General features: G+C 53.4%; 17 protein-coding genes and 5 pseudogenes. 7 read left to right on the top strand and 15 right to left on the bottom strand.

The features are described 5' to 3' along the window. The first annotated feature begins 766 nt into the window (after nt 1-766). Nucleotides 767-2,341 (top strand): NAD(P)/FAD-dependent oxidoreductase, encoded by a 1,575-nt coding sequence (locus tag M0974_RS13430; protein WP_297837193.1) that lies wholly within the window; start codon nt 767-769, stop codon nt 2,339-2,341. Nucleotides 2,342-2,794: 453 nt separating this feature from the next. Here M0974_RS13430 and M0974_RS13425 read toward each other — a convergent pair whose 3' ends face one another. The 9 genes from M0974_RS13425 to M0974_RS13385 all read right to left on the bottom strand — a co-directional run bounded on the left by M0974_RS13425 (nt 2,795) and on the right by M0974_RS13385 (nt 13,846). Then, nucleotides 2,795-3,508, bottom strand: coding sequence for an EthD domain-containing protein (locus tag M0974_RS13425; RefSeq protein WP_297837190.1), 714 nt, complete (start codon nt 3,506-3,508; stop codon nt 2,795-2,797). A gap of 58 nt (nt 3,509-3,566) precedes the next feature. Then, a complete protein-coding gene (locus tag M0974_RS13420; RefSeq protein ID WP_297837188.1) occupies nt 3,567-4,325 on the bottom strand; it encodes an SDR family NAD(P)-dependent oxidoreductase in 759 nt (252 codons plus the stop codon). Nucleotides 4,326-4,411: 86 nt separating this feature from the next. Continuing rightward, nucleotides 4,412-5,215 carry an SDR family NAD(P)-dependent oxidoreductase gene (locus M0974_RS13415; RefSeq protein ID WP_297837185.1) on the bottom strand — a complete coding sequence of 268 codons (804 nt, stop codon included), beginning with the start codon at nt 5,213-5,215 and terminating at the stop codon, nt 4,412-4,414. Between the two features lie 140 nt (nt 5,216-5,355). Beyond that, the gene (locus tag M0974_RS13410; protein WP_297837182.1) at nt 5,356-5,718 is read right to left on the bottom strand and encodes a nuclear transport factor 2 family protein; all 363 of its coding nucleotides are present in this window, start codon (nt 5,716-5,718) and stop codon (nt 5,356-5,358) included. A gap of 303 nt (nt 5,719-6,021) precedes the next feature. After that, nucleotides 6,022-8,415 carry an MMPL family transporter gene (locus tag M0974_RS13405; RefSeq protein WP_297837179.1) on the bottom strand — a complete coding sequence of 798 codons (2,394 nt, stop codon included), beginning with the start codon at nt 8,413-8,415 and terminating at the stop codon, nt 6,022-6,024. Then, the gene (locus tag M0974_RS13400) at nt 8,412-9,602 is read right to left on the bottom strand and encodes a YCF48-related protein (protein WP_297837177.1); all 1,191 of its coding nucleotides are present in this window, start codon (nt 9,600-9,602) and stop codon (nt 8,412-8,414) included. Before M0974_RS13400 ends, M0974_RS13405 begins: the two co-directional genes overlap by 4 nt. Next, complete coding sequence (locus M0974_RS13395) at nt 9,599-10,960, bottom strand: DUF1329 domain-containing protein (protein WP_297837175.1); 1,362 nt, start codon at nt 10,958-10,960, stop codon at nt 9,599-9,601. Before M0974_RS13395 ends, M0974_RS13400 begins: the two co-directional genes overlap by 4 nt. Nucleotides 10,961-10,974: 14 nt before the next feature. Continuing rightward, a complete protein-coding gene (locus M0974_RS13390) occupies nt 10,975-12,678 on the bottom strand; it encodes a DUF1302 family protein (RefSeq protein WP_297837173.1) in 1,704 nt (567 codons plus the stop codon). Between the two features lie 379 nt (nt 12,679-13,057). Then, nucleotides 13,058-13,846 (bottom strand): hypothetical protein, encoded by a 789-nt coding sequence (locus tag M0974_RS13385; protein ID WP_297837171.1) that lies wholly within the window; start codon nt 13,844-13,846, stop codon nt 13,058-13,060. A gap of 1,250 nt (nt 13,847-15,096) precedes the next feature. Here M0974_RS13385 and M0974_RS13380 point away from each other — a divergent pair. The 4 genes and pseudogenes from M0974_RS13380 (at nt 15,097) to istB (ending at nt 18,053) form a co-directional block, all read left to right on the top strand. Beyond that, on the top strand, nt 15,097-15,672 hold the full coding sequence (locus tag M0974_RS13380) for a MarR family winged helix-turn-helix transcriptional regulator (protein WP_297837168.1): 576 nt from the start codon (nt 15,097-15,099) through the stop codon (nt 15,670-15,672). 12 nt (nt 15,673-15,684) lie between these two features. Continuing rightward, nucleotides 15,685-15,792: pseudogene (locus tag M0974_RS13375) on the top strand (DUF3438 family protein); the annotation flags it as partial. Beyond that, nucleotides 15,767-17,278: an IS21 family transposase gene (gene istA / locus M0974_RS13370; RefSeq protein WP_297837204.1), complete on the top strand. Its 1,512-nt coding sequence runs from the start codon at nt 15,767-15,769 to the stop codon at nt 17,276-17,278. The pseudogene M0974_RS13375 and the gene istA, both read left to right, overlap by 26 nt. 19 nt (nt 17,279-17,297) lie before the next feature. Further along, nucleotides 17,298-18,053: pseudogene (gene istB / locus M0974_RS13365) on the top strand (IS21-like element helper ATPase IstB). Between the two features lie 258 nt (nt 18,054-18,311). Here the strand turns inward: istB and M0974_RS13360 are convergent. Next, nucleotides 18,312-19,295 (bottom strand): 5'-nucleotidase, encoded by a 984-nt coding sequence (locus M0974_RS13360; protein ID WP_155582246.1) that lies wholly within the window; start codon nt 19,293-19,295, stop codon nt 18,312-18,314. Nucleotides 19,296-19,586: 291 nt separating this feature from the next. Between M0974_RS13360 and M0974_RS13355 the strand changes: the two genes are divergently transcribed. Continuing rightward, complete coding sequence (locus M0974_RS13355) at nt 19,587-19,877, top strand: type II toxin-antitoxin system ParD family antitoxin (RefSeq protein ID WP_201062399.1); 291 nt, start codon at nt 19,587-19,589, stop codon at nt 19,875-19,877. Nucleotides 19,878-19,879: 2 nt separating this feature from the next. After that, nucleotides 19,880-20,235 (top strand): annotated as a pseudogene (locus M0974_RS13350) (type II toxin-antitoxin system RelE/ParE family toxin). Nucleotides 20,236-20,441: 206 nt separating this feature from the next. Here M0974_RS13350 and M0974_RS13345 read toward each other — a convergent pair. The 5 genes and pseudogenes from M0974_RS13345 to M0974_RS13325 all read right to left on the bottom strand — a co-directional run. Next, complete coding sequence (locus M0974_RS13345; protein WP_297837162.1) at nt 20,442-20,741, bottom strand: Arm DNA-binding domain-containing protein; 300 nt, start codon at nt 20,739-20,741, stop codon at nt 20,442-20,444. Between the two features lie 552 nt (nt 20,742-21,293). Then, nucleotides 21,294-22,007 (bottom strand): methyl-accepting chemotaxis protein, encoded by a 714-nt coding sequence (locus M0974_RS13340; protein WP_367279009.1) that lies wholly within the window; start codon nt 22,005-22,007, stop codon nt 21,294-21,296. 144 nt (nt 22,008-22,151) lie between these two features. Further along, nucleotides 22,152-23,111 (bottom strand): annotated as a pseudogene (locus tag M0974_RS13335) (methyl-accepting chemotaxis protein); the annotation flags it as partial. A 364-nt stretch (nt 23,112-23,475) separates the two neighbouring features. Then, nucleotides 23,476-24,477 carry a CDP-6-deoxy-delta-3,4-glucoseen reductase gene (locus M0974_RS13330; RefSeq protein ID WP_297837159.1) on the bottom strand — a complete coding sequence of 334 codons (1,002 nt, stop codon included), beginning with the start codon at nt 24,475-24,477 and terminating at the stop codon, nt 23,476-23,478. Nucleotides 24,478-24,489: 12 nt separating this feature from the next. Next, nucleotides 24,490-24,650: pseudogene (locus M0974_RS13325) on the bottom strand (4-hydroxy-2-oxovalerate aldolase); the annotation flags it as partial.

The raw sequence follows: 24,650 nt of genomic DNA, 5'->3' as shown, positions 1-24,650 counted from the left end.
GCTTATTAATATCCGCACTCAAGTTGATTCGGAAGTACTCTGCTGTTAATTGAGTGGATAAGTTATCGAGCGGATGTGGAGCTTGACGCCCATTAGCCTTTGTTGCAGCCAAAAAATCTCGACAGCAAGGGGGGCGGTAATGACACATGAGGTTAGCGACAATAAGCTGGAGTCTGAGACGCCAGCCGATCAGCCCTGCAAGCCCGATCTTTATATGCGAATTTTTGACTCGTAATAGCCACTCTGCTGGAGGTCTAGTGAAGTTCAATCTGATTTGTCTGTCTTATGTGGATCGAACGAATGATCTCGAAAAAGTAGATATCCTTTTTTAGGCCGAGCGTTTTGGAAAAATTGAAGCAAGCTTGTTGTGAAGTTTCATGATCGAGATTGGTTAGGTCGTGCCCTAGGAGTAGCCGAGACACATTACTACTAGCCCAGCACGGCACTCAAAAAAGAGTTTGACTGTCGACTGCGTCGCACGATCGAATACGCTACGACTTAATAGCCCTGCAACAACAAAATCATTAAAAGCAATCATAAGTAAAAATATACGGAAGGTCTGACTATACAACTGACCTGTGTTTATTTGACTACTGTCGGCGTGCGAACCCAAAGGCGTCGACGTAACATGTTAACCCGCCGACGTCGTATGTCACCTGTGTCCTGACTCAGACGCGTGGCTTGATAAATACCCCCTAAGAGATGGCCAGCGCGTAAACCTTCGTAAAATCAAAACTCCATACTGCACTAACACAGGAGCATTTAGATGGCAGATTTCGACGTAGTTATAGTCGGCGCCGGACACAACGGGTTGACCGCGGGCTGTTACCTTGCCCGCAGTGGCCGCCGCGTTATCGTTGTCGAGCGAGGCAGCAAAGTGGGCGGGATGACAACCTCCGGCTTCATGATTCCCGAAGCGCCCCAACATTTGGTCACCCCCTGCGCGGTCGATGTTATTTTCATGCGCGGCACTGGCATCATCGAGGACTTGGATCTGGTGAAGCACGGCTTCAAAACCTGCGATCCTGATCCCTCGTATGCCTATCTGCATCCGGACGGCAATTCGATCGCGCTCTTTCGCGATCCCAAGCGTACCGCCGAGGATATGGCGCGGCTGTCGAAAGCCGACGGCAAGTCTTACGTGAAGTTTATGGAAGTCATCGACGCATTGATGGACATCGGCTTCCCGTTCATGAATACCGATCCGGGCCGCCCCAATCCGCGCGCGTTGGTGAAAATGATCGGTGCATTGATCCGCCATCGCGGTCTGCGCGCGGAGCTGCAAAACATAGCTGCCGGTACCGCCGACCAGATAGCCTGCGAATACTTCGAGCACCCGGCGTCGATTGGTTTGTTGACCGGTATCGCTGCTATTACAGGCCCGATCGATGAGGATGGAAACGCCGCGGCGTATATGTTGTTCAGCCTGATGCATCGCCTCGGCGTCGGCAAACCGATAGGCTCGTTGCAGTCATTGTCGAATGCGCTGGCCGATAGTTTCACCGCCAGTGGCGGTGCCATCCGTCTGAATTCGCAGGTCTCTGAAATCATCATCGAAGGCGGTAAAACGCGCGGTGTCCGCTTGGAAGACGGCAGCATCATCACCGCCGACAGCGTGATCGCCTGCTGCGATCCACGCACCGCGTACAAGCTCACTACGCCTGGCGGTATCGAAAAACGTCTTGTTACACGCCTGGAGCATTCGCCAGCGAACCGTTCCAACTGCGCGCCAATGCTCATCAATATCGCGATGTCGAAACCGCTATCGCTGAAGCGCCACCAGGACATGCGCCACGATGATGCCGATCTGAATAAGGCCTGTGGCCTGATCGGCACGCCGGACCAAGTGCGTAATAGCTTCGCCACCGCGCGGCGCGGCGATATTTCGAAAACGCATGCGATCGCGGTATCGCCGCTCAGCAACTGGGAGCCTGCGCAAGCGCCAGCCGGTCAGTCGATTGCCCACGTCTATCTGCCGTCGATTGCAGTGGAAGCGCGCGAAGGCTGGAGCGACGAACTAAAAGCGCGGACGCTCCAAGGCATCACCGCTCAGCTGTCCGAGTTCTACGATGGCTTTGATGCGCAAATCGGCAACTTCTTGGAAACCCCAATGGATCGCGCTAAACGTCTCAACCTCACAAACGGTTGCGTGACCCATATAGATTTCGGCGCGGCGCGCACTGGCCTAAAGCGTCCCGCATTTGGTTTGGGCGGCACTAAGCCGGTAGTTCCAGGCTTCTTTCTGGGAGGCGCCGGCACTCACCCGGGCGGTGGCGTATCGGGGCTACCGGGCAAGATCGCTGCTGAGCGCGTTGATCGCTGGTTGAAAAAATCGATCTAATTCAAATAGTCAGGGCGGGGCTGTATCGCAGAGTGCCTCCCGCTTCAGGTCATCGCTATGAGTAGCGGTATCCATACAGCCCCTATCCTGGCCGCACTGAAAAACTGCCATGCACTTTCGATCAGATCGACGCCGCAAGTTTGCCCCGTACCTTGCAGAATAACTATCCCTGGGCTCGTTCACCTTAGCTCGCGCCATCGATAGCTGTCTGCAACAACTAACGTAGTCACTATCACGCTTCTGGGTGTGGACAATCAGCATGGGTGTATTTTTGCCGGAACGTTCTAAATGCCAGTCATGCCAATAGTATTCCGAAGTTGCAGGTTTTCCGGCGATGCCTGAGAAAGTCAAAAGACCGACATTGCCGGGATAAATGGACTAAAGCGGAATTCACGAAAATGCGATGCAATCGAAACGAGTGCATCGCAACACAGGGCCGGGTCAGAACCGGAACTAGTTTACAGCAACAGGCATGACGGCCTTCTCTACTGCAACAAAGGCCACCGAAGCACTCATGTCGATGAGTTCCTGATTAGATAGTTCATTGAGCAATTTTTGCTCCAGGGTGATGAAGCGAACAAGCTCTTCATCGCTTTCAAACCAAAGCTCATCGACTCCAGTGAAGGACTGCGAGAGTGGAAAGGGATTGCGATCGATTGGTAGCGACCAATTCTGAACATAGCGAACCACTAGAGACGCAAGCGCCTCGTCTTGGACCAATTGCTTGCCGTACCCTACCTGCCAAGCTGTACGCATGGCTGTTGCCTCACCGCCTTGTGGTGTACCCAGAAAACGAAACAGCTTCAGAGCTGTGGGTCGTTGCTTGCTTATGACCGTCTCCTCAGTGGTGAAGGCCATAATCAATCGCTCAGGGTTTGCGAAACGCAGCTCATCAGGTCTGATGAGTTCAAGATAGCGTGATTCTGAAAAAGCAGTCGAAAAAGTATCAAGATCAGCGAACCAGAGTTCCGATGCCCCATCGATATCAAAACCCGTACCATTCGCTATACCACCATCGAATGTGAAGTTTTGTACATATCCTTGAACATGCCGGCTGAATTCAGTCACGCGACTAACCAACGGGCCATGAGTAGCGTTCAGATAACTCTGACACTCCTCGCGAGTCATTTTCGTGTGACGTTCAAATGCAATGATGAATTTTAACATCTAATTCTCCTTGCCGTGATGTGGAACTGTGCTGTCCGGTATTCCGACGCAGGCTTGATCACCAAGCGGTTGTACCGCCGTCTACACACAAATCCGCACCCGTAACAAAACTTGATTCATCAGAGGCTAGAAAAAGTGCGGCCATTGCAACTTCTTCGGGTTTGCCTGGGCGCTTAAGCATGATTTGTTCGGTCATCACCGTAAAAAAATCCGGATCGGCAAGAATACCCTTGGTTTGGTTGGTATCGATTAAGCCAGGAGATATAGAATTTGCGCGAATGCCGTGCGGCGCACCTTCCATGGCGAGTTGCCGCGTCATGGCAAGGACGGCGCCTTTCGCAGCTGTATGCGCGAGCGCTGGCAATGGACGATAGGCCTGATGCGCAGAAATCGAGGCTGTATTTATGATAGAGCCGCCCGATTTAACGAGTTCACCCCAAACGGCACGGGTCATGTAATAGACGAGGTTAACTTCCTGATCCATCGTCTTGTGCCAGTCCTCAATCGCAAATTCGTTGACCAAGCCAAAATACGCCATGGATGCATTGTTAAAAAGCACGTCGATCCGGCCGAAAGCGTCAATCGCGGTCCGTACCAGCGCTTCACAATCGTCCATCTTCGTCAAATCGCATGGCTGCATAGACACCATGTTGCCTCCGCCCTCTGTGACCATTCGCACTGTTTCTTCCGCACGCTCGGCGAACAAGTCACAACCAACGATCAGCGCGCCTTCTTTGGCGAAGGCCAGCGCAGATGCTCGACCCATACTGCCGCCCGAGCCAGTGATCAAACACACCTTACCGTCTAAACGTCCCATAGCGTTACCTCTGAAAGATTGCTTAACTTGAATGAACACGTGATCTGCGAGTGGCTACAGCACCTGGTGCAGCCCTCACAATTCCATCAAACCGCCAGATAACCACCGTCTACGGCAATCGCTGAACCGTTAACAAAGGAGGCCGCATCCGACAAAAGCCATCGTGCCGCCTCACCGATCTCGCTGGGGTTACCGAATCGTCCAATCGGATGTCTCTCCAGGAGTTTTTCAAGCGATGATGCAAATCGCGGATCAGTACTCAGCTCATCAATAAGCGGAGTCTTAATAATGCCTGGGAGCACGCAATTGACCCGTACGCCCTTTGCGCCGTAATCGGCGGCGGCGGCGCGCGTGATACCGATGACACCGTGTTTGGCCGCAACGTATTCTCCGGCATGGGGTATAGCAACTTGCCCAAGCGCCGAAGCCGTATTTACAATTGCCCCGCCTCCGGTAGTCATCATGGCGAGGATTTGGTACTTCATGCACCAGAAGACCGATGTCAGGTCTACCAAGAGCGCACGCTGCCACTCCTGTGTCGACAACTCATGAAGGGGCTTGCCAACTTGCCCGATACCCGCATTGTTGAATGCGCCATCAAGACGGCCGTACGTTTCTACCGCTGCGCTGACCAGCAGTTGAACTTCGGCTTCCACAGCCAAATCCGCCTGTACGAATGTGGCGATACCACCGCGTGAATGGATCGAGTCGACAGTTGCCTTGGCGCTCTCCGCAGTAATGTCACTGACAATCACGTTTGCGCCAGCTAGCGAAAAAATTATGGCTGATTCACGGCCTATACCACTGCCCGCTCCTGTAACTATGATCGTCTTCCCTTTAAGATCTTGAGCCACTGATAAAGACGGCGAGGTGATCGCTGCTTCTTTCATAATCAAAAATCCTCTCAATCAATCATTGATAAAACCGATTCGAATAAATCATAAGTTTCAGACAGATGTAGCGTTACCAAAGGCTACAACCTGCATAGCCTTTTTCGAAAAATCATTGCTTAAACGGAGTGTGCCTTACATCACGCGAACAGTGCCGAGTTATCCACATAGATACGATATTCTTTGATCAACTCATCTTGCATTCGCCAAAGCACCATTGCGGGGCAACTTAGCTTGCTCATATCTTTTCGAATATACGTTACTCGCACAGTCGAAATAATAGCGTCCTCGATGGTCCAAGCCTCATCGACAACATGAGCTATGCCGGCAATCATTTCGGAAAAAAAACCAAAATAGCTGGCGATGGCGCTGTGTCCAATCACAGCGTCAGCATTGCCGAAGACAAACACACAATCTTCAGTCAGCCGAGAAATAAACCGGGGGACGTCAAGGCTATCCACATCTTCATAAACGCCTTGTACAAACTCAACAGTCGTATTCATCACATAAACTCCCAATCAAGTTCAAATTCAAATAGCCGAATCTTTTTATTTTTTATGACTGCGTGTGGAGAAGGGGATCTGCTTTACCACACAGTAATCACTTACCTGCTGGCAACGCTTGCTACCTTGAGTCGAGATACCTTCAACTGGCGCAGCAGTACAGAAAATTGCACCACTGCAGACTCCGGCGGCATCACAACATCGTCATTGCATTCTTTCTTCATAAGTACCTTCTTATTTTATAAATTGCTATTCAGCATAAATTTTCTGTTGTTGGGGTCTCGCCTTAACTCACCATAAAACTTAAGTCGGCTGAGCAGGTAACACCTGGTCCTTTACAGATATCAGTTGGCTGGGTTTCAGTAGGAAATGTGCCAAAGCCGGTAACAAGATCAACGCACCCAGCATGTTCCAAATAAACATGAATCCAAGGAGCAGCCCCATATCCGCCTGAAACCGAATTGGTGACAGCACCCAGGTGAAAACCGCGGCGGCCAATGTCAGGCCAGTCAAAATCACCACTCGTCCTGTAAAGCGCAATGCTTGTGCATAGGCCTCAGAGAGGCTCGCGCCGTTGCGCATCGCAGTGAGGGTCACACTCAGAATGTACAGTGAATAGTCCACCCCAATGCCCACGCCTAGGGCGACAACTGGCAATGTGGCAACCTTTAGCCCAATCCCTAACCACGCCATCAGCGCTTCCAGCAGTACCGTGGTCAGCATTAGCGGTAACATCGCAGCCAACGTCGCGCGCCACGACCGGAAGGTCAGCAGTGCCAGGGCCATGACACTGAGGTATACCAAAACAGTCATGATCCAGTTCGATCGCTTCACCACAATATTGGTAGCAGCCTCGATGCCGGCGTTACCACCTGCGAGCAATACGCGGGTATCAGTACCTGCTCCAACCTCTAGCGCAAATAATTGCGTCGCCCTCACTACCCGATCCAATGTCTGCGCTTTGTGGTCGCTCAGGTAGACATACACCGCTAGCAGATCGCAGCCTTGGTTGAACAACTCACGAGGTGCTCTGGTGGTAACAGAATTAAGCGTTGCCTGGTTTGGGATGTCGTACCAACGGGGATTACCTTCACTGATGCCGACTGCTGCGAATTTAGACAGACTTGCTATCGAACTTGTTGACTCAACACCTGGTAATTGCTGTAAGCGACGCTCCAACTCATCGACCGCCACTATAGTGTCGTGTTTGGTGCACAAAAACTTGGGTGTCTTCACCATCACGACGAAAAGATCACTACTGGACGGGAAGTTGCCGGCCATGAAGGCGTTGTCGCGATTGTACCGTGAGTCGGTTCTAAGCTCCGGCGCGCCAGGGTCAACATCCCCCACGGTCAGTCGCATGCTACCCACGATGCCTACAATCGCTAATACGACCGCCAGCGCAACGGTTATCCGCGCCTGTTTGGGGTAGGTAAAGCGAACAAGCACACGCCACAAGCCCTGGATCAGAGGCCCATCTTCCCGATTGCGTACTTTGACTCCGGTGTAAGACAACAGAATGGGCAGTAGCACCAGATTCGTCAGAATTAACGCACCCATCCCGACACCGGCGGTCAGTGCCAAGTCTCGAATGATGTCGATATCAATTACCGTGAGCACGGCGAACCCCAGTGCAGCAGCCAGCAACGCGGTCAACCCCGCGATAAACAGGCGTCTGAATGTGTAACGTGCGGCCACGACCTTGTGCGTACCGTTAGTCACGTCGTTAGCAATACCGTTCATTTTTTGCGAGCCATGGCTGGCACCGATCGCGAACACCAAGAAAGGCACCAGGACGGTATAGGGGTCTAATACATACCCCAGCCATTGAAGAGCACCAAGTGTCCAAAGCACCGCGATCAATGAGCATGTCAATACGACGACAGTGCTACGTACGCAGCGGCTGTATACATACAGCGCGAGCATGCACATAAAAAAGGCGAGCACAAAATAGCCGGCGATAGCACCGACACCATCGATGAGGTCTCCTGCGACTTTTGCAAAGCCGGTAATGTGGATACTGATCCCATCTTTGGAATACTTGGCGCGAAGCTCCTCTAACCGATGAGAGAGTTCCTGATAGTCAAGCGGCTTGCCGCCTGGCGTAGTCGCCATCAATGGCAGCAAAATCAGACTCGAGCGGAAGTCCGGAGCGACCAACCGACCGATCTCACCAGAACGTTCGACGTTTACCCTCAACTCTGCAAGGCTCTGCGCCGAGCCGTTGAAATTGTCCGGTATAACCGGACCACCGCTCAGCCCCTCTTCTGTAACACCAAGCCAACGAGTGTTCGCCGTCCACAACGATTTCATGAGTGGCCGGTCGACGCCTGGAATCAAGAAGAACTCGTCGTTAAGCCTGCGCAACGTATCCTGGTACTCAGCGTCGTATATTGTTCCCTTGCTGGTGTGTACAGCGATGCGCAGGGTATTGCCAACACCTACGAGTTCCTCACGGTGCTCAAAATAGTTCCGGACAAACTCATGTCCGGTAGGAATCATCCGCTCAAAGCTGGCGTTCAATTGCAGGTGACGGGCGCTCGCTCCCAGAAATACTGTCATCAGTGCGCACAGGACAATGATCCAGATGCGATTGTTGAACAACATGCGCTCCCCAAAGGAGCCGGAATGGACGTTAAAGTCCGCCAGATTTGAAATCACCGGCCAGTCGTCAGTCTGCTTAATCATGGCTGTCATTTTGTGGTTCCTGTACTGCTACCAGCGACCATTGTTGTTGCATCGACTATGGCTACGCCACGTAAACCCGCGACCACCATGCTGTTTCCACATGAGGCTGCGACACCTAGCACCGGACCTACGGGGGAGTTGCCAATCGGCCTTACCGAACCATCAGTGCCGCTGACTTCGACGACTTGGCCGTCTGCATCAAACAACAAGACACTGTCGTTTGGGCCCGGCGAAGCGCTTAGCAATGACGCTTCCAACCCGAGTGGAAGTGGTATTAGGTTCGAGGATTGTGCTGATAGCTCGAATGCGTGACCGCGTAATCCGTAAACAATCAAATGTCCGGAGTCCGGAGTCCCTACGCTCGTAATGCCAAAATAGCTGCCCTCGTAAGGGCTGGCGACAGACTGAAAATGACTCGCGCCATCCTCCGATCGCACCACCAAGCCTTGCTCTCCGACGACATAGACCTGATTCCCATGTACCCACAAGCCGTATAGGTGAAAGCCCATGGGATTGGGGATTCGGTCACCAATCCACTGCCAGGTACGCCCAGCATCTTCCGTGAGAAGTGCCAGACCGTATGCGCCAATGACCAAGCCACGCTCGGGCGTCCAGAAATGAACGGCAAATAGGGGTTTATCAGGGCCATCGGCAACCAAGCGTTCGGCGTCGCTTAATTCACGCTGAGCGTCGCCACTAGAGGGAGCGATAGCAACGGCTTTCTTTGCAGCGCCAAGCGCAAGCTCTGCTATAGCTTTGCCGTCGAGTTGCTTCTGCCAACTGGATCCGGCGTCCTGGGTGGCAAGAATGACGCCGTCGTGCCCTACAGCCCAACCGTGATGCGCATCGACAAAACTCAGAGCCGTCAGCGTGACACTCACCGGTACATTGGCCTGCTGCCAAGTGACACCGCAATCGTCGGAGTAAGCAATCAAACCTCGCTCACCGGCAACAACTATCCGGCTAGCGGCCGTGCTTACCGCCTGCATAGCGGCATGCGTAGGACTGTTGACTGGAGCCGCTGCTTGATTCAAGCGGCGGCTACCCAGGGCCGCCCCCATTTGTTGCACACTCGCAGACTTTGGCTCCGCCGTCGGGGGAGCCTCCGCGGCGTGCACACCGGCATCGGCTGCGAACCATGTCATCAGCATGAAGATCAGAGGAAACGAAACAAGGCTCAGGTTTCGAGCGATCATCTCACCCCCTCCCCCGCGAGAGACTCTGGAGTGAAATACGTAGCCGGTATCTTGTCCAACTGCCGGTAGTAAGGCCCGTTAGCGAAGTCAGCAGGTGCTCCAACAACCCAAGAACCGGACTGAATGTTGTAGGTCATCCATGGTTGGTTGGTCAGCACGTAGGGACCTTCCCACACAATGTGGGGCATACCCATACCAACCCGCCAGAGTTTCCCTTCAGCATCCCAGCCTTCGTGCATCACTACGCTCCACGTGTCCTCGTCCAGGTAGAAGCGGCGTTTCGGCACAACATGGCGTTTACCTGGTGCGAGCGTCGCCTCAACCACCCAAACCCGGTGTAGCTCCCAACGGAACGAGTCGGGGTTAATGTGATGTTTGGAGTACTGCTGATCAGCCGGAAGGGAATGCCATCCATTGGTGTTGTAGGGGATATACATTTCCTGCTTACCCACTAGCTTCCAGTCGTATCTGTCCAGCTCACTCCAGAACAAAAAGCTCTCGTCGTAATACTCTTGCCCAGAGTTAATATCGCTGGGCGTGTCATATCCCACCGTGGGAGCCTTGCGCACGCGCCGCTGGCCGGGGAAGTACTGCCAGGCAGAACGACCGCGGTCCAGGGTCTCATAAACCAACAATGCCTCTCCCGACTTGAAGGCAGGCTCTGTTTGCATGTTGCGCAGCATCATGAACGGGCCGCTAAAATCGGCATGCCATGGCGTATTCGGATCGTAGTAAGGCCACTGGACCTTGTTATATCCTCTGGACGAAACCACCATCTTTCCGTCCGCAGTACCCGTGTAGTTCATGTAAGTCGTGGTCGTGGATGATCCGGCATACGACAAGCGGTGGTTCCACATCGCCTCTGCACCGGTTTTCGGAATCGGGAACGGAATGCCGCCGTAGGCGCCCTGGATCGAATTACCGCCATTGGTAGTCTTCGCGCTAGTCGCATTGCGGAAGGTGTTGTCGTAGACCCATTGGGGCAGCGTCGCTGTACGATGAGTGGGATAAACGTTTATCCGAAAGGTGTCTGGATACTTCGCTAACAACGCTTTTGCGCCATCGGACAGTTTAGACGCATTGGCTGCGACATCTTTGGCGGTGATTGTCAGGATTGGCTTTTCATTAGCGAAAGGGTCTGTACGCGGATCCCCTGACTTGTAACCAGGTGGCGGCTTAATTCCCGCATCACTCCACGCGGGAATACTCCCAGAAGCATTAGCTGCACGTTCCGCCCCAACGGGTGTTAGGGTGCTCTTGAGCAACTGGGCCTCTTCAGGCGTTACCGCCGCATGTGCAAGGCTAATGGTAGCCATTGCCGCAACGACACCAAGCAGTTTAAATATACGTTGAGTCATGATGATCTCCTGTGTCAGAACGACATCTGCACGGTGGCAGCGATGTTGCTACGATCTTTGTAGTACTGGTTAAACGACAGTCGATCGTTGGTGGGCGCGAGCACGGCACCGGTATCGCCAAAGTAAGAGGTGTAGGTCAGTCCGAGTGTTAGGTTTTTGTGGTACTCCCCTTTAACTCCAATGCTGTAGTCACCGCCTTTATCAACACCACCATTGAAAAGGCTTACTGCCGATGACCTACCCTTGGGGTTGTATCCAAGACCGATTGGCACAGAGACATCCAGCCCGTTCATAACCTGGTAGTACGTAGGAGAGAAGAGCATTCGGAAACCAAGCGCATCGCGTGTGCTGTTGGGATCGAGTGCCTGCGGGTTTTCCGTCACGGACACCGTCCGGTTCCATCCCATCTCGGCAAGCAGGGTTCCTCCTTCCCATAGACTGCCTGGCGAAAGAAGGACAACTGATGACACGTTCACGTGCGCTGTACGACCAACCGGGTAAGCGGGGTGTGAGTTGTTGTCAGCACTTGGATCGAAGACGAATGTGCCCCCATTAACCAACGGGGCGTTATCACGAAAGGATGCTTCTAGGCCAACGTTAGCATCACCGATGGTAGTACTGACGCTAGCACCGTAGGCGCGGATGCCTTCTTGATATGCCGTCTGGAAAACTCCTACTGACTCTCCCGGCGCCCCTGGGTTCGAGAAGAATGCAGTTCCTGCCGTTGGACGGATGTAGATGTTCCCGTCCTTTTGGTGATAACGAATCGCATAGAGACCAAACTCAGCATCTATATTCTCTGGCCGAATACGAACCTGGAACCCGAATTGCCCCATGTTGCTCGGTTTGATCTTGCCAGCGTTGGTAAAATGCGATCCCGAAGACCAAAGTAGATTCTCTGTGCCATCACCGAAGATATCCGAGAACGAACTAAAGGAGCCTGAAGCGGGGATACGATTCTCTTCCCACTCCAACTGGTAATAACCACTCACGGTTAAACCGGGTCGGATCTGCAGTTGACCGGAGATTTGATTAACTGGCATCACGACTTCCTTGAATTGCGAGCCGGGCACGTTGAATAACTTGACATAGTCAATTGGACCCATGCCCCCTGCAATGCCGTTAGAACCGAAGAACAACGTTTCGCCCCAGACCTGAGCGTGCCTCCCCAAGCGAAAGGTTCCGGTCATATCGTCAAAATCGGCGCCCCCGAAAACGAAGGCGTCAAGTAACTCCGCCTTACGCCCCATCAGATCACGAGTAGCAGTCGTGAACTCACCGGACCGCGCGGAGGAACTATTCAGCGTAGCGGGAGAGTTATTATCGTTGGAACGGTTGTAAACGTCGTCGTACCAAGCTGCCCCGCTGACCCGCGCACCAAAGCGCTCTTTGTAGATAGCGTCCGCTTCAGTGAACAAATCCATGCGGTTGGACACCAAACCCGTATCCCTAAAATTTCTATCTCCGTCATCAAAGTTGGCTTGTGCGGGCCCCGTCAACTTGGAATCGGCACCTTTCAGGCGCATAGCGGTACTGTACTTCAGGCTGGTGTCCCATCGAACTTTCCAATCAGGATTGTCGGTCGGAATCTCAAATGCAGAGGCGCCAGTCCACGTCATTGCGGCCGTGCAAGCCATTACTAGGTGCGCTAATTGCCGCCCATTCTTAAAGCGGGGATGATGAGAAATTGCGAGCATGACAAAGTGCTTGCAGGACATGAGTGCGGTCTCCACGTATCTATTGTTATTAGCAAGGAAACTTCTGTGGCGAAAAAGGCAAACGCAAACGCAAAGCCTTATTTAAATCCGAACTTCAATGCATCTTTAGATGCATTCAGAATCTGAATAGACTCCAACATAACCCATCGCCATGCATCTTGAATGGCGTTGCACGCCAAACTTTTGCTATAGCTTAAGCCGATAGGATCTAAAAAATATTGATATGTGCGGTAACAAACACATGCTAATGATTGGACTGGGCCGAGCGAGGAAGATTTTAATATTCACGGGAGATACTCTTTTCATTATTTTTATTTTCAGATAAACAACCCCTAACAGCTGCATTTTGCAATACGCTAGGGGTTTGATGCTTTATCAATTAACCGGAAACGCTTGGATGGCGAAAGTAATTCCCCGTCTCCATCAACTCGGAAGCCGCCAATGCCTCGGGGGTGAATCGCATCGTCGCTCGAGTCTCAAGAAGCCACGCTTGATACCCCTCGGGCACCGCTTCCGAGGGGCCGTGATGCGGAACACCCTTCGGAACCCAGGTCAGGGTGCCTGGCTCGTCACACCCTCCCCATGCTCCTGGCCCACGAACGTAGAAGACCAACTCGTCAAAATCAGCATTAACGTGCACCGGGGGACGCCCGCCAGAGCGTGCACTCAGGTTGAACACCAGCGCTTCGCCGTCGCGGGAAGACAGGAACATGGAGGGTGGACCGCCATGGGGCTCATAGGCATGAAGTTGGATATTACTGAGGTTCAACTTCCACACCGGAACACTGGAAGTCATTTGGCCACCAAGGGCCAGTGGGTCGTGGGCCATCATGTATCGAGTGACCTCACCGTCTGCCGTCTTCAACAGTAAAGGCATCGGACCGGTTGACACTATATCTTGATCAATCGCCGCCAACTTTACGTCGCGAGAGAAGTTGATCATTCCCACTGGGCTTGGCGGGGTCAAATTCAGCGCGCTTGGCGTTTCCATGATGAGGCTGCGCATCGAGCCCCTTGTGGGGCCGAAACGATAAGCCACCGAACGCGGAATGCATACAAAGTCGCCTTCATCAGCGATCAGGCTACCCGCGTCTGTATCAAACTTAACCTGACCAGCCTGTATGAAGTGCAACTCGTCAGCCTCTACGTTTCTGACAGTAAAAGACATGGGCTGGGTTCGCGCCGATGTCAGTAGGCGGACACCGAGCTTGGAAGTCGCTACGACCGAAGGAAGCGCGTCTGCATCAGACCGATCTTGAGGCACCAGCCGCTCAATCACACAGCGGCGAGGCGCGTGGGGCCCTTGAACCGATAGGAAATCCGGACCGTAAGTTGAACGACTAACCATTGAAAGCGGACCAGAAAACCCTTCGCGAGTCCACAATTGCATGATTGGTGCATTGTTATTCTTGTTATCACTCATTTTTCAATTCCTACCAGTTTGGTAACGCCTTAAACGAGTCGATCTGTCGTGCCGCTGTGGGTCCTCCCGTCCTACTGAAAGGCACCGCTATCGTCCACGACGCAGCCAAGGTTCACTTGAACGACAACATTTACCCACAATACCTCTCAACCTAAAAATATCACAATATTCGTACGTGGTCGTATCATCCGATTGCGTTCTAAATTTGTCAAGCGTGCTTTTGGCAAAAAATACCCCTACTACTGACCTGCCAGACTCGAGGCCAATTCGGGAAAACCGTAGGAGCCGCTCGTGGTTAAAATAACGGCACAAACAGGCAATTCGGATAACCATTCCTCGACGGAGAGCCTGCCTTTGCCGGTAGAACGTGGCAGGTTTTCATGAAAGAAGCAGAGATGTCGCGTGGCTAATTCGGATAGCGCACAGACTATTCTTTGCCACAGCGGGAGGAGGTCTCAGTCGAAAGTCAGTCGCATTCGCTGATGGGTGTTTCTTCAGGGGCTGGCTGAGTGAAGGGCACCGGACTCAGCAAATGCGCTGAATTGCCTGGATGGCGGCCGTTCGGCTCGAAAACCTAAAATTGTGGGGCCGCGCTCAGGCTTCATGATGAAAATGACGTTGAAAAAGCATCACCAGGCTCATCGGCGATGCACTGTCGTACTCGATGCATTGGTGCCAGATAATGCTAAATTCTTTAGTTCAGCGCTTGCCAGGATACCCGCGAAAAACGAGAGCTAATCCCGAGAGGCGCTGAGACCGCGGTCGGAGCGAAAGCTGTTCGGGACTGAGACCTTGTTAGCGATTAAACTCGACGATATTCCGCACTGTGCCGTCGAGCAAAGGTATGTCCCTATCCTGGCGCAAGCCTTAGTGCAAAGTAAAACGTCAACCACGCCGAATTCTGCAATCGCGAAAAAACTTGCACAGCAATCGTACGAGATGGTTTTATTGTGATTGGCGGCATCCGCATACCTACCCATCTGAGAAGCATTTGAATGAAACCCAATAGCCAAACCAGTGAGCACGTCGAGACGCCCCAATTTGACACAGACTCCATTGTCGAAAATCACGACGAGCAGCTACAGGCAAAAATATCCGTTGACCCCCGAGTTTATGATGACAAGGGTCGCAGCATTGCCTGGCGCTTGAAGGACACTCATCGATTGTACGAATCCCGAGGTCAATACCTTCTTCTTGGTCGGGAGGTAACGATGGGGCATTGGTATTACCTTCGTATACTGTCTGAACATGACGGTTTGAGCCAGCAAGAGCTAAGTAAGCGCGTAGGTATTCACCCGAACACAGCCGTTCCTGCAATGGACAACATGGAAAAAAACGGTCTAGTTACGCGAGTCCGAGACCCAAAAGATCGCCGCAGATTCTGCATCCACCTCACAGAAAAAGGTCGTAGTCTCCGTGATGAAATGACACCGACTCTCAAAGCGTTGTTTGCCAGGTCGGTAAACGGGATTGCTGACGAAGAACTCGATATGTTTTTCGGCGTTTTGGAGAAAATCTGGAGTAATTTGCTCAACGAAAAATCAGCGGGTAGTGATGCCTGGGAATGGTAAAAAATTAGGCGAATGCCGACCGAAAACGTGTCCAGCATACCTATCGCCGCCTGGCGACTTGGTGATTATTGGGTGACGGAGGTGAAGTTGCGCAATCGTGCTTCAGAGACTCTGCAAGTGCCGGCCTCGAACATGCCGTGCTGCTCGCCAGATCGCTGTCAGCTTGCAAGTGAGTCGAGCCAGCGTCGGTGACTATCTCAATCGCTTTGCTGCCAGCGGGCTGATTTGGCCCTCTGCTCTGACCGATACCGAGCTGCAACGACGTCTTTTCCCACCCACTCCAGCTGTCCCCAGTGAACAGCGCCCCATGCCTGACTGGGCAAAGGCTCACGCCGAACTGCGCCGGCCCGGTGTCACCCTGGCCTTGCTCTGCCAGGAGTATCGCCTCAGCGAGCCCCAAGGTTTCCAGTACAGTTGGTTCTGCGAGCATTACCGTCTCTGGGCCGCCAAGATCGATATGGTCATGCGCCAGGAGCACCGCGCAGGCGAAAAGCTGTTCGTCGACTACGCCGGCCAGACCGTGTCGGTAATCGACCGGCACACAGGCGAAATCCGCCAGACCCAGATATTCGTCGCCGTATTGGGCGCCTCCAGCTATACCTTTGCCGAGGCCACCTGGTCGCAGAAATTGCCGGACTGGCTGGGCTCGCACGTGCGCTGCTTCGCGTTTCTCGGCGGGACATCCGCGATCCTGGTGCCGGACAATTTGCGCAGCGGCGTCAGCAAAGCGCATCGCTACGAACCCGACATCAACCCCAGCTACCGTGATCTGGCGGAGCATTACGGGGTCGCCGTGTTGCCCGCTCGCTCGCGTAAACCCAAGGACAAAGCCAAGGTTGAAGTCGGCGTGCAAGTAGTCGAGCGCTGGATTTTGGCGGTCTTGCGCAACCGCCAATTCTTCTCGCTGGGCGAACTCAACACAGCGATCAGTTTGTTGCTGGATCGACTCAACCAAAAGCCCTTTAAGAAACTACCTGGCTCACGTCGCTCGACCTTCGAGGCCATCGACCAACCGGCGTTGCAACCGCTGCCGGAACATCCCTACGTTTATGCCGAATGGAAAAGGGTACGGGTGCACATCGACTACCACGTTGAAATCGACGGTCATTACTACTCGGTGCCTTATCAGTTGGTGAAGCACCAACTTGAAGTGCGCCTGACGGCCCAAACGATGGAGTGCTTCAACGCCAACCAGCGCGTGGCCAGCCATCTGCGCTCCCTGTACAAAGACCGCCACACCACGCAAATCAAGCACATGCCCAAGAGCCACCGCGAGCACGCCGAATGGACGCCGCAACGGCTGATCCGCTGGGCGGAGCAAACCGGGCCAAACACCGCTGGCGTTATCGCCTACATCCTCGAACGGCGGATCCATCCGCAGCACGGATTTCGTGCCTGTCTGGGCATCCTGCGCCTGGGAAAAAACCATGGCGAAGACCGGCTGGAAGCTGCTTGCCAGCGCGCCCTGGCGCTGGGTGCGTGCAGTTACAAAAGCCTCGAATCGATCCTGCGCCAAGGTCTTGAAAGGCTGCCACTGGCCCAACAAAACCTGCCGCTGTTACCCGACGAACACATCAACCTGCGCGGCCCCGGCTACTACCACTGACCTAAAAAGGAACACCAAAATGCTACCCAACCCGACCCTCGACAAGCTGCAAACCCTGCGACTGCACGGCATGATCAAAGCGTTGGGTGAGCAACAGGCAACGCCCGAGATCAAGGACATCAGCTTCGATGAGCGTCTTGGTCTGATGGTTGATCGCGAGTTGACCGTACGTGAAAACACGCGCCTGAGCAGCCGTCTGAAACTGGCCCGACTGCGCCATAACGCTTGTCTGGAAGACATCGATTACCGCTGTCCCCGAGGCCTGGACAAGTCACTGATCCTGCAACTGGGCAGCGGCCAATGGCTGCGAGACGGACTGAATTTAATCATCGGAGGCCCCACCGGCGTAGGCAAAACCTGGCTCGCTTGCGCACTGGCACACAAGGCCTGCCGGGACGGCTAGAGCGTGCGTTACCTACGTTTACCACGGCTGATGGAGGAGCTGGGCATGGCTCACGGCGATGGTCGTTTCGCCAAACTAATGGCCAGCTACGCCAAGACCGACCTGCTGATCCTTGATGACTGGGGCTTGGCTCCGTTTACCGCCGCGCAACGGCGCGACATGCTGGAACTGCTCGACGACCGTTACGGCCATCGCTCCACGCTGGTGACCAACCAGATGCCGGTGGACAAATGGCACGAGCTGATCGGCGATCCGACCTTGGCTGATGCGATCCTCGACCGGTTGGTGCACAACGCTTACCGCCTCGAACTGAAGGGCGAATCGTTGCGCAGGCGCTCGACGAAATTGACGACAGTGGGTACTTCAGACTAACAATGCAAACCTGCGTCGCTGCGCTCCGACTGCCCGGCCGGATAAGCGTGGAACAGGTGGCTGGATGTTAGTGGAATGAGTGGCCGGATGGCGTGGAATCCGCACTCTATATGGCGTATTCGTTACTAGAGAGTGACGCCAAGCCAAAAATGCCATATAGCCTGCATGCCTGGCCTTCAAAAAGGCCGTGCTATAGGCTTTTTTGCAGCACAGAACCGATGCGAATTCCTGTGGCACTTACACGCGCAAGCCACCGTATTACACCACCTGTTGAACCTGATCAGCTTCAAGCTCTAGCGCAACCTCTGTCGCCACATGGTTGGTGATGCCGAAAGGAATGTGCACGGATGGAGCAACCGCGCTAGTCGATTTAAGGTGCCCTGATTGGTCATCGAAGAAAATGTGCGGTTTCAACACGCCCAAAATTTTCCCTTTCTCGATGCCACCCAGAAAGAAGGCGTCATTGGCCATGACACCCCAACTCTTGAGTGTATTCATCGCGCGCTCATGAGATGGAGCATTGCGGGCCGTGACGATCGAAACGCGTATGCGGTTTTCGTATTTAGGATTGAGCTTTTTGTGCTGTTCCTCGACCGACTGGATCTTGGATATCCGCACCATGAACTCCTTCAGCGGCCCAGGGTTATGGGGTTGCATGACGTTCTTCACTTCGTGCGCATGAAACTCGGACAATCCCGAGGCCTGCATGATTGTTTCAGACTCATCGCCGGCGAGTACGCCGTCAAAGTCGAATGCGATGCGCAGGGTTTTATCAGATTCGTCGTCTTCGAATTTTGAATCGAGCACCTGGCCTGCCGGATACCCGGCCTTGATAGCCGCTTCTACGTCTTTTTTGTCACCCGACAAAAATAAAGCGATATTCAGTGCCGGTATGTATTCGTACGGGGACTTTCCCTGCATGAAAATCGCCCTTGTCATCCCAAGCCCATAGTGCTCGATAGTCTTCAGAACGCGCAGCCCAGTGTCGGGATCATTTCGCGAAAGAAGTATTACCTCGACAAGCGGATCCGTAGGATCGACGCTCAGGTCATTCACTGACAGTAAACGCTTGATGAACGGAAACGCGATCCCCTTAGGAAGCGGGACGTGGAGATTTTCCTGCTGGAACTTGCGGTATTCCTCTTCCCCCTGACTCTGAAACACTGCGTCCGATGCCAGCAGATCAAACACAGCGCTGGAAGCCACGCCGATCACCAGGCGATTTTCTAACTCGTAGGGCATTGGAACCTCTCTTGATGCCTCTAAACGCAAATATTGATGGGCACCGAACATGCCGATCGATTTCAGGGCGGATCGAGAAGCACACATCGCGCGCCTCCTCCCGCGCACAGTCAGGCATATCAATCTTCAAATCAATCTGCAGGTTGCTTTATTAATGGGTGGATCACTTTGACCCTTACTGATTGGCCCCGAGTCAGCCATCACCTGATCGCCGGATATCGGCCCTAAGCTATGCTCTTGAGCGAAAATGGCATACGAAAATACCTATTTGCACCGAGCTGGAGCCCACCCATGGCGACGCGAAACGTTGTGCTCACCCCTCACCAAGAACAGGTTATCCATGACCTGGTTCAGTCCGGCCGTTATCAGAATGCCAGCGAAGTGATGCGCGAAGGTTTGCGGCTATTGGAACAACGCGTCGCCGAAGACACTGCCAAAATTGAGGCCCTGCGTCAGGCGACCTCGATCGGCATCATGGACCTTGAGCACGGGCGCTTTACTCAGTTGAACGAAGGGGATCTGGAGCACTACCTCGAGGGCTTGAGCCTGGAGGCAACCCTCCCCGCGAGAGAGAAACACTGAGCATGCCGCAGTATCGGATTCCAACGCGGCGCGCGCCGACATTGTCGACATCCTCAGGCTCCCCCAGACGCAGTTCGGCGATCAAGCACGCCAGCGCTACCAGGCGCTGATCCTCTCGGCGCTGCAAGCGATTGCCGGCACGCCTTATCGCATTGGCAGCCACGAACGCGATGAGCTTGCACCGGGCCTTCGCAGCTATCACCTCATCTATTCACGCCAGCAGGCCAAACACCCCCATGGAATGGTCAAAAGCCCACGCCATATCGTGTTTTATCGCGTGGCAAGCGACGAAGTGATCGAGGTCGTCAGACTCCTTCATGACGCCATGGAAGTGCAACTGCACCTGCCCAACGACTGATCACCGACCTGGCTCAAAGGCTTAACTGGCCATGAACAGCGAAAGTAAGCCTCCCCTATACATCTCAACCTGAGCGCCCTCGCTGTCAGCCGACTCGGCGGCCAATTGAAGCGAGAGGTTCTGGGCCCGACCGGACTATCGAGACCCACGACCAGAAACACGATGTTCAACTTTGCGTACCACTATCAATGCTGAACAACCGCTTCTCAGGCGTTTTCCGTGGCCAGGCGCCTGGCATTACGCTCCAGCTGCCGATAGACACGCGGATCGATGCACCTAGCCACCAGTGCCCTCGCAACACCACGCAGAGCGCGAGCATCTCGTAAGCTAATTTCAGGATAGGTACCGAGAGAAATACGGGGTTGCTTATCCGCCCAGGAAAAGCGGAAGTGCCAGCACTTGGCGCCTTTCGTATTCACGAAAAGGACGAGGCCGTTGTAGTCAGGGAGGGTGTAGTCCTTGGCACGGGGTTTGGCGTGCCGGACTGCCGTATTGGTGAGCGCCATCGTACAAACTCCGTCTCGTTTGAATAGAGGAGATTTGTACGGTTTCCAGAGAGGCGAGTCCCACGAAAAAAAATGTTTTACCAAGCACCGGATTAATGTACTAAAAAATGTACTAAAAAAACGTGGCTGGTAGTGCTTTCGAGTGGAACTTACTGGAACGAAAAAAGAGGCCGAAGCCTCTTTTTTCAGTTTCTGCAGACGTCAACAGAAGCCTGTAGAACAATATTTGGAGCGGGAAACGAGACTCACATCTAGCATCCGACCCATTGAAATCTATGGGGTTTCTTTTATTCCTGAAGCAGGAATGGACTTGATTCTGGACTTGTTCGAAGGGCATATCAAGAACAAAAAATGGATGACTCCAAGCCACGCTACAGGGTTCTATCTACAACCAATCGAAGCTCACCGCCATCGTGACCGGCCAGGATGGTCTGGAGGGACTAGATATGGTCATTTGCAGTAACTGGATATTCGCAGGTAACGGCTATTGCATGGAGTGCCGTTTTGGCTACTGCTATGAGCCAATAGCATATGCCGGCGAATTTTCCACCGTTATATGACGAAGTGCCCTACAGCAGAATTTAACTCGTCACCAACTTTACGAAGATCGTTTGTCGCTACTTGCAAGCTCTGACTTTCTTGAGCTGCGCCCTCTGCTACCGCTCTAACATTTTCGATACTGCAACTAATTTTCGAAGCGACCGTGCTTTGGCCCACCGTCGCCTTGGTTATTTGTTGATTCATCTTTTCAATGCTGGAAACCGCAAAAGTAATTCGAGACAACGCTTGCGAGGCTCTGCCGGCGAGAACAACGGTTTCACCAGTCAACGTGTGACTACCCTGCAACTTTTCCGCAGCTTGTTGGGCAACCAGGCGCAGCCGCAAAATGAGTCCTTCGATTTCCTGAGTTGATATTTGAGTTCTCTTCGCCAGCCCGCGCACCTCCTCCGCAACAACCGCAAAGCCTCGACCATGCTCACCCGCGCGAGCTGCTTCGACTGCTGCGTTCAATGCCAACAGATTTGTTTGCGAGGCAATGGCTTTTATAACGTCAAGAATTCTTCCTATCGCCAAGCTTTCTGCCAACAGCGATTGCATAGCTTCCGAAGCTCCAGACATCTCATCTGCAAGCAGGCCAATCTTGCCGCTGGCAAGACGGACGAGTTCATCACCTTCACGCGCATGCCCATGAGCTTGACCGACCGCTTTACTGGCCTCACCCGCATCACGGGCGACGGCTAGCGCGGTGGCTGTTAACAACTGCATAGCGATAGAGGCTGATTCTGTATCCTGGCGCTGCTGTTCAACGCCAAGTCGGGTACGCTGAATCACCTCCATCAAACCGCCAGACGTTTGGCCCAACTGGTCAACGCCACTGCCAATACGCCCAACCAATCCTCGCAAGCTCACGAGCATGCCGTAAACAGTATTGAGCAGCAGACCAAGTTCGTCGCGCCTTACTGCATTGTGATGCTCGCTGCTCAAGTCGCCTGAAGCTACTCGCTGTACCAGCTTCACTACTTCGAGTAGTGGTTGAAGGATAAGGCGACGAATCAGTAGGCTTGCTCCTCCCCCCAGAATCAAAGCCATCATGGAAATGATCCATAGTTGGCGATTTGCGGCCTGACTATCCGAACGAATTCCTTGCTCTTGGTTCTTGTTGGCCTCAGCTAATACGCCAGCAATTCGCTGAGCTTGCAAACTCATTGCCGCGCTACCTTTAACCACGCGAACTCGGCCATCTACGAACTGTTCGAATGCCCGTCGATAATCTCCAAGAGCGACTTCTGCGTTCTTCAACGATTGAAGCTCCTCAACCCCGAGGCGCAATTCTAGAGCCTGCATTGCACTTACTAGGTCGCTCATGCCCAATTCCCAGTCGTCCCGGAAGCGTTCGTCGCCGTCAAGAGTAAAGGACAACTCGCCGTCGCGTAACTTGATCAGTTTGTCGCGTAATCCGGCCGCCTCCCCTAACAAACTCAACATATCTGCGTCCGGAATTTTGCCCTGTTGAAGCGCATTGTCTAGGGCATCCAAGCGATCAAGAAAGACGGCGATAAAGCTATCGCCCACTACTTGCGCTCGATCGCTCATATTTTTTCGAGCAATCTGTACCTGTTTCAGGGAGTCGGCATAACTCAAAAACTGTTGTAAATAGGTGGTAGATGCCGCTCTCATGTCCTCCCATCCAGCAACCTGTGTCGAAGTACCATCCAGTATCTGGGTGAGTTGCTCGATGTTCTGACGGACCTGCTTGGATGCTTCCGGCGCGAGATCTATGGCGAATCCCTTCTCCGCGATACGAGCTTGTAAAATTAGGCTCTGTACACCTGAAAGTTCACTTAGCTGTTCACTGCGCTCTTGCAACATGCCAATTGAATGAAATGCAGTTATCGCAACGCCAAGTGTGGACAACAATACCAAGCCAAATCCGATTGAGAGTTTGCCACCGACAGAAAAATTGCCGAATACACGCTGGAGTAGAAACGGGCGAGCCGCTTGCATGGTTTAGATACCTTCTTTTATTATTCCAAGTTTGACCTTGCGGTTTAAACCGCAGGGGAATTCGCGCCGTATACGCACCCTGCCAGCATGACCAATATATAAAGGCTGAATCACTCAGTCGCTCGCAGCAACAAAGGATGCGTGGGTCCACTCGTTTGAGGAGTGGATCTCATTTAGCCGCCCATAGCGCTTAGAATTTCGACGTATTGTGATGCAGTAATCCTAAGGCTCAGACAAAAGCATCTGCAAAGAAATAGCCTGGATCCAAGTCTCGTTCGCGAGTGTAGTCAGTGCGTGCCGAGTCCACGACAATAGGTGCTCCACAGGCGTACACCTCGAACTCACGCAAGCTGGGAAAATCCTTCATTACGGTTTTATGCACAAACCCCACGGCCCCTTGCCAATCACATAGAGGACCGGGTTCAGAAAGCACAGGTGTATACCGTAACCAACTCTCAGAGCGTTCCATTTCCAACAACGCTTCATGACGGTAGAGGTCTGAGCGCCTGCGTCCCCCCCAGTACAGATATACCGGCCGATGATTACCTTGCTCGATCAGTTGTTCAAGCAGCGCCTGGATCGGTGCAAAGCCGGTTCCGCTGGCCAGAAACACCATTGGCCGATCACTTTCACGCAAGAAAAACCCTCCGAAAGGCCCCTCGATACGCAGTAGATCTCTCGGTTTCAGCGCGTTAAAAACATGCCCGCTGAACGTGCCGTTGGGCATGTGACGCACGTGCCATTCCAACTGGTTGTCTCGCAGCACGCTCGTGGCCATAGAGTAACTGCGTCGCTGACCGTTCTTGAGCAACACTTGCACGTACTGACCTGGCAAGTAGCGGAAACTGTGCTCCGGAGGAAGCATTAAGCGTAAAATCGCGACATCGTCACTGACCTTCTTGATATCTGCCACACGCCCGGCGATTTGCTGTACGGAGATCCCCCTGAATTCGGTCACCTCTGGCGCATCAATGACCAGCGCAGAGCGTGCCCTGGCGCAACAAAACAGAGCCAGCCCTCCTTCCCTTTCGACAAGTGACAGTACGTCCAAGGGACTGTCGGCGTGATCGATCTCACCGCTGAGTACCTGCCCTTTGCAACTGCCGCAGGTCCCTTGACGGCAACTATGCTTGAGCATCAGCCCTTCAGCGAGTGCACCGTCAAGGATTGATTGCGAAGGCTCAGACTCAAACGTATGGCCCGATGGTTCAATGGATACATGAAAGCTCATTGCCCGGCCCCCTTAGTGACCTTTACCAGCGGCCAGTAGATCCAAGGCGACATCAACGATCATGTCTTCCTGTCCACCTACCATGCGCCGCTTACCTAGCTCGACCAGAATGTCGACAGTCTTCAAACCGTATCGAGCGGCAGCCAATTCGGCGTGGCGCAGGAAGCTTGAAT

The sequence above is a fragment of the Pseudomonas sp. genome, from assembly GCF_026224925.1.
In the GTDB taxonomy this organism is placed as follows: Bacteria; Pseudomonadota; Gammaproteobacteria; order Pseudomonadales; family Pseudomonadaceae; genus Aquipseudomonas.
The sequence above is the reverse complement of the archived record's forward strand: the minus strand, read 5'-3'. Positions and strand labels throughout refer to the sequence as shown.

Bases quoted from the DNA above. Each gene is read 5' to 3' on its own strand.
- M0974_RS13430 (WP_297837193.1), top strand. From the start codon at position 767: ATGGCAGATTTCGACGTAGTTATAGTCGGCGCCGGACACAACGGGTTG.
- M0974_RS13425 (WP_297837190.1), bottom strand. From the start codon at position 3,508: ATGTTAAAATTCATCATTGCATTTGAACGTCACACGAAAATGACTCGC.
- M0974_RS13420 (WP_297837188.1), bottom strand. From the start codon at position 4,325: ATGGGACGTTTAGACGGTAAGGTGTGTTTGATCACTGGCTCGGGCGGC.
- M0974_RS13415 (WP_297837185.1), bottom strand. From the start codon at position 5,215: ATGAAAGAAGCAGCGATCACCTCGCCGTCTTTATCAGTGGCTCAAGAT.
- M0974_RS13410 (WP_297837182.1), bottom strand. From the start codon at position 5,718: ATGAATACGACTGTTGAGTTTGTACAAGGCGTTTATGAAGATGTGGAT.
- M0974_RS13405 (WP_297837179.1), bottom strand. From the start codon at position 8,415: ATGACAGCCATGATTAAGCAGACTGACGACTGGCCGGTGATTTCAAAT.
- M0974_RS13400 (WP_297837177.1), bottom strand. From the start codon at position 9,602: ATGATCGCTCGAAACCTGAGCCTTGTTTCGTTTCCTCTGATCTTCATG.
- M0974_RS13395 (WP_297837175.1), bottom strand. From the start codon at position 10,960: ATGACTCAACGTATATTTAAACTGCTTGGTGTCGTTGCGGCAATGGCT.
- M0974_RS13390 (WP_297837173.1), bottom strand. From the start codon at position 12,678: ATGTCCTGCAAGCACTTTGTCATGCTCGCAATTTCTCATCATCCCCGC.
- M0974_RS13385 (WP_297837171.1), bottom strand. From the start codon at position 13,846: ATGTCTTTTACTGTCAGAAACGTAGAGGCTGACGAGTTGCACTTCATA.
- M0974_RS13380 (WP_297837168.1), top strand. From the start codon at position 15,097: ATGAAACCCAATAGCCAAACCAGTGAGCACGTCGAGACGCCCCAATTT.
- M0974_RS13360 (WP_155582246.1), bottom strand. From the start codon at position 19,295: ATGCCCTACGAGTTAGAAAATCGCCTGGTGATCGGCGTGGCTTCCAGC.
- M0974_RS13355 (WP_201062399.1), top strand. From the start codon at position 19,587: ATGGCGACGCGAAACGTTGTGCTCACCCCTCACCAAGAACAGGTTATC.
- M0974_RS13345 (WP_297837162.1), bottom strand. From the start codon at position 20,741: ATGGCGCTCACCAATACGGCAGTCCGGCACGCCAAACCCCGTGCCAAG.
- M0974_RS13340 (WP_367279009.1), bottom strand. From the start codon at position 22,007: ATGCAGTTGTTAACAGCCACCGCGCTAGCCGTCGCCCGTGATGCGGGT.
- M0974_RS13330 (WP_297837159.1), bottom strand. From the start codon at position 24,477: ATGAGCTTTCATGTATCCATTGAACCATCGGGCCATACGTTTGAGTCT.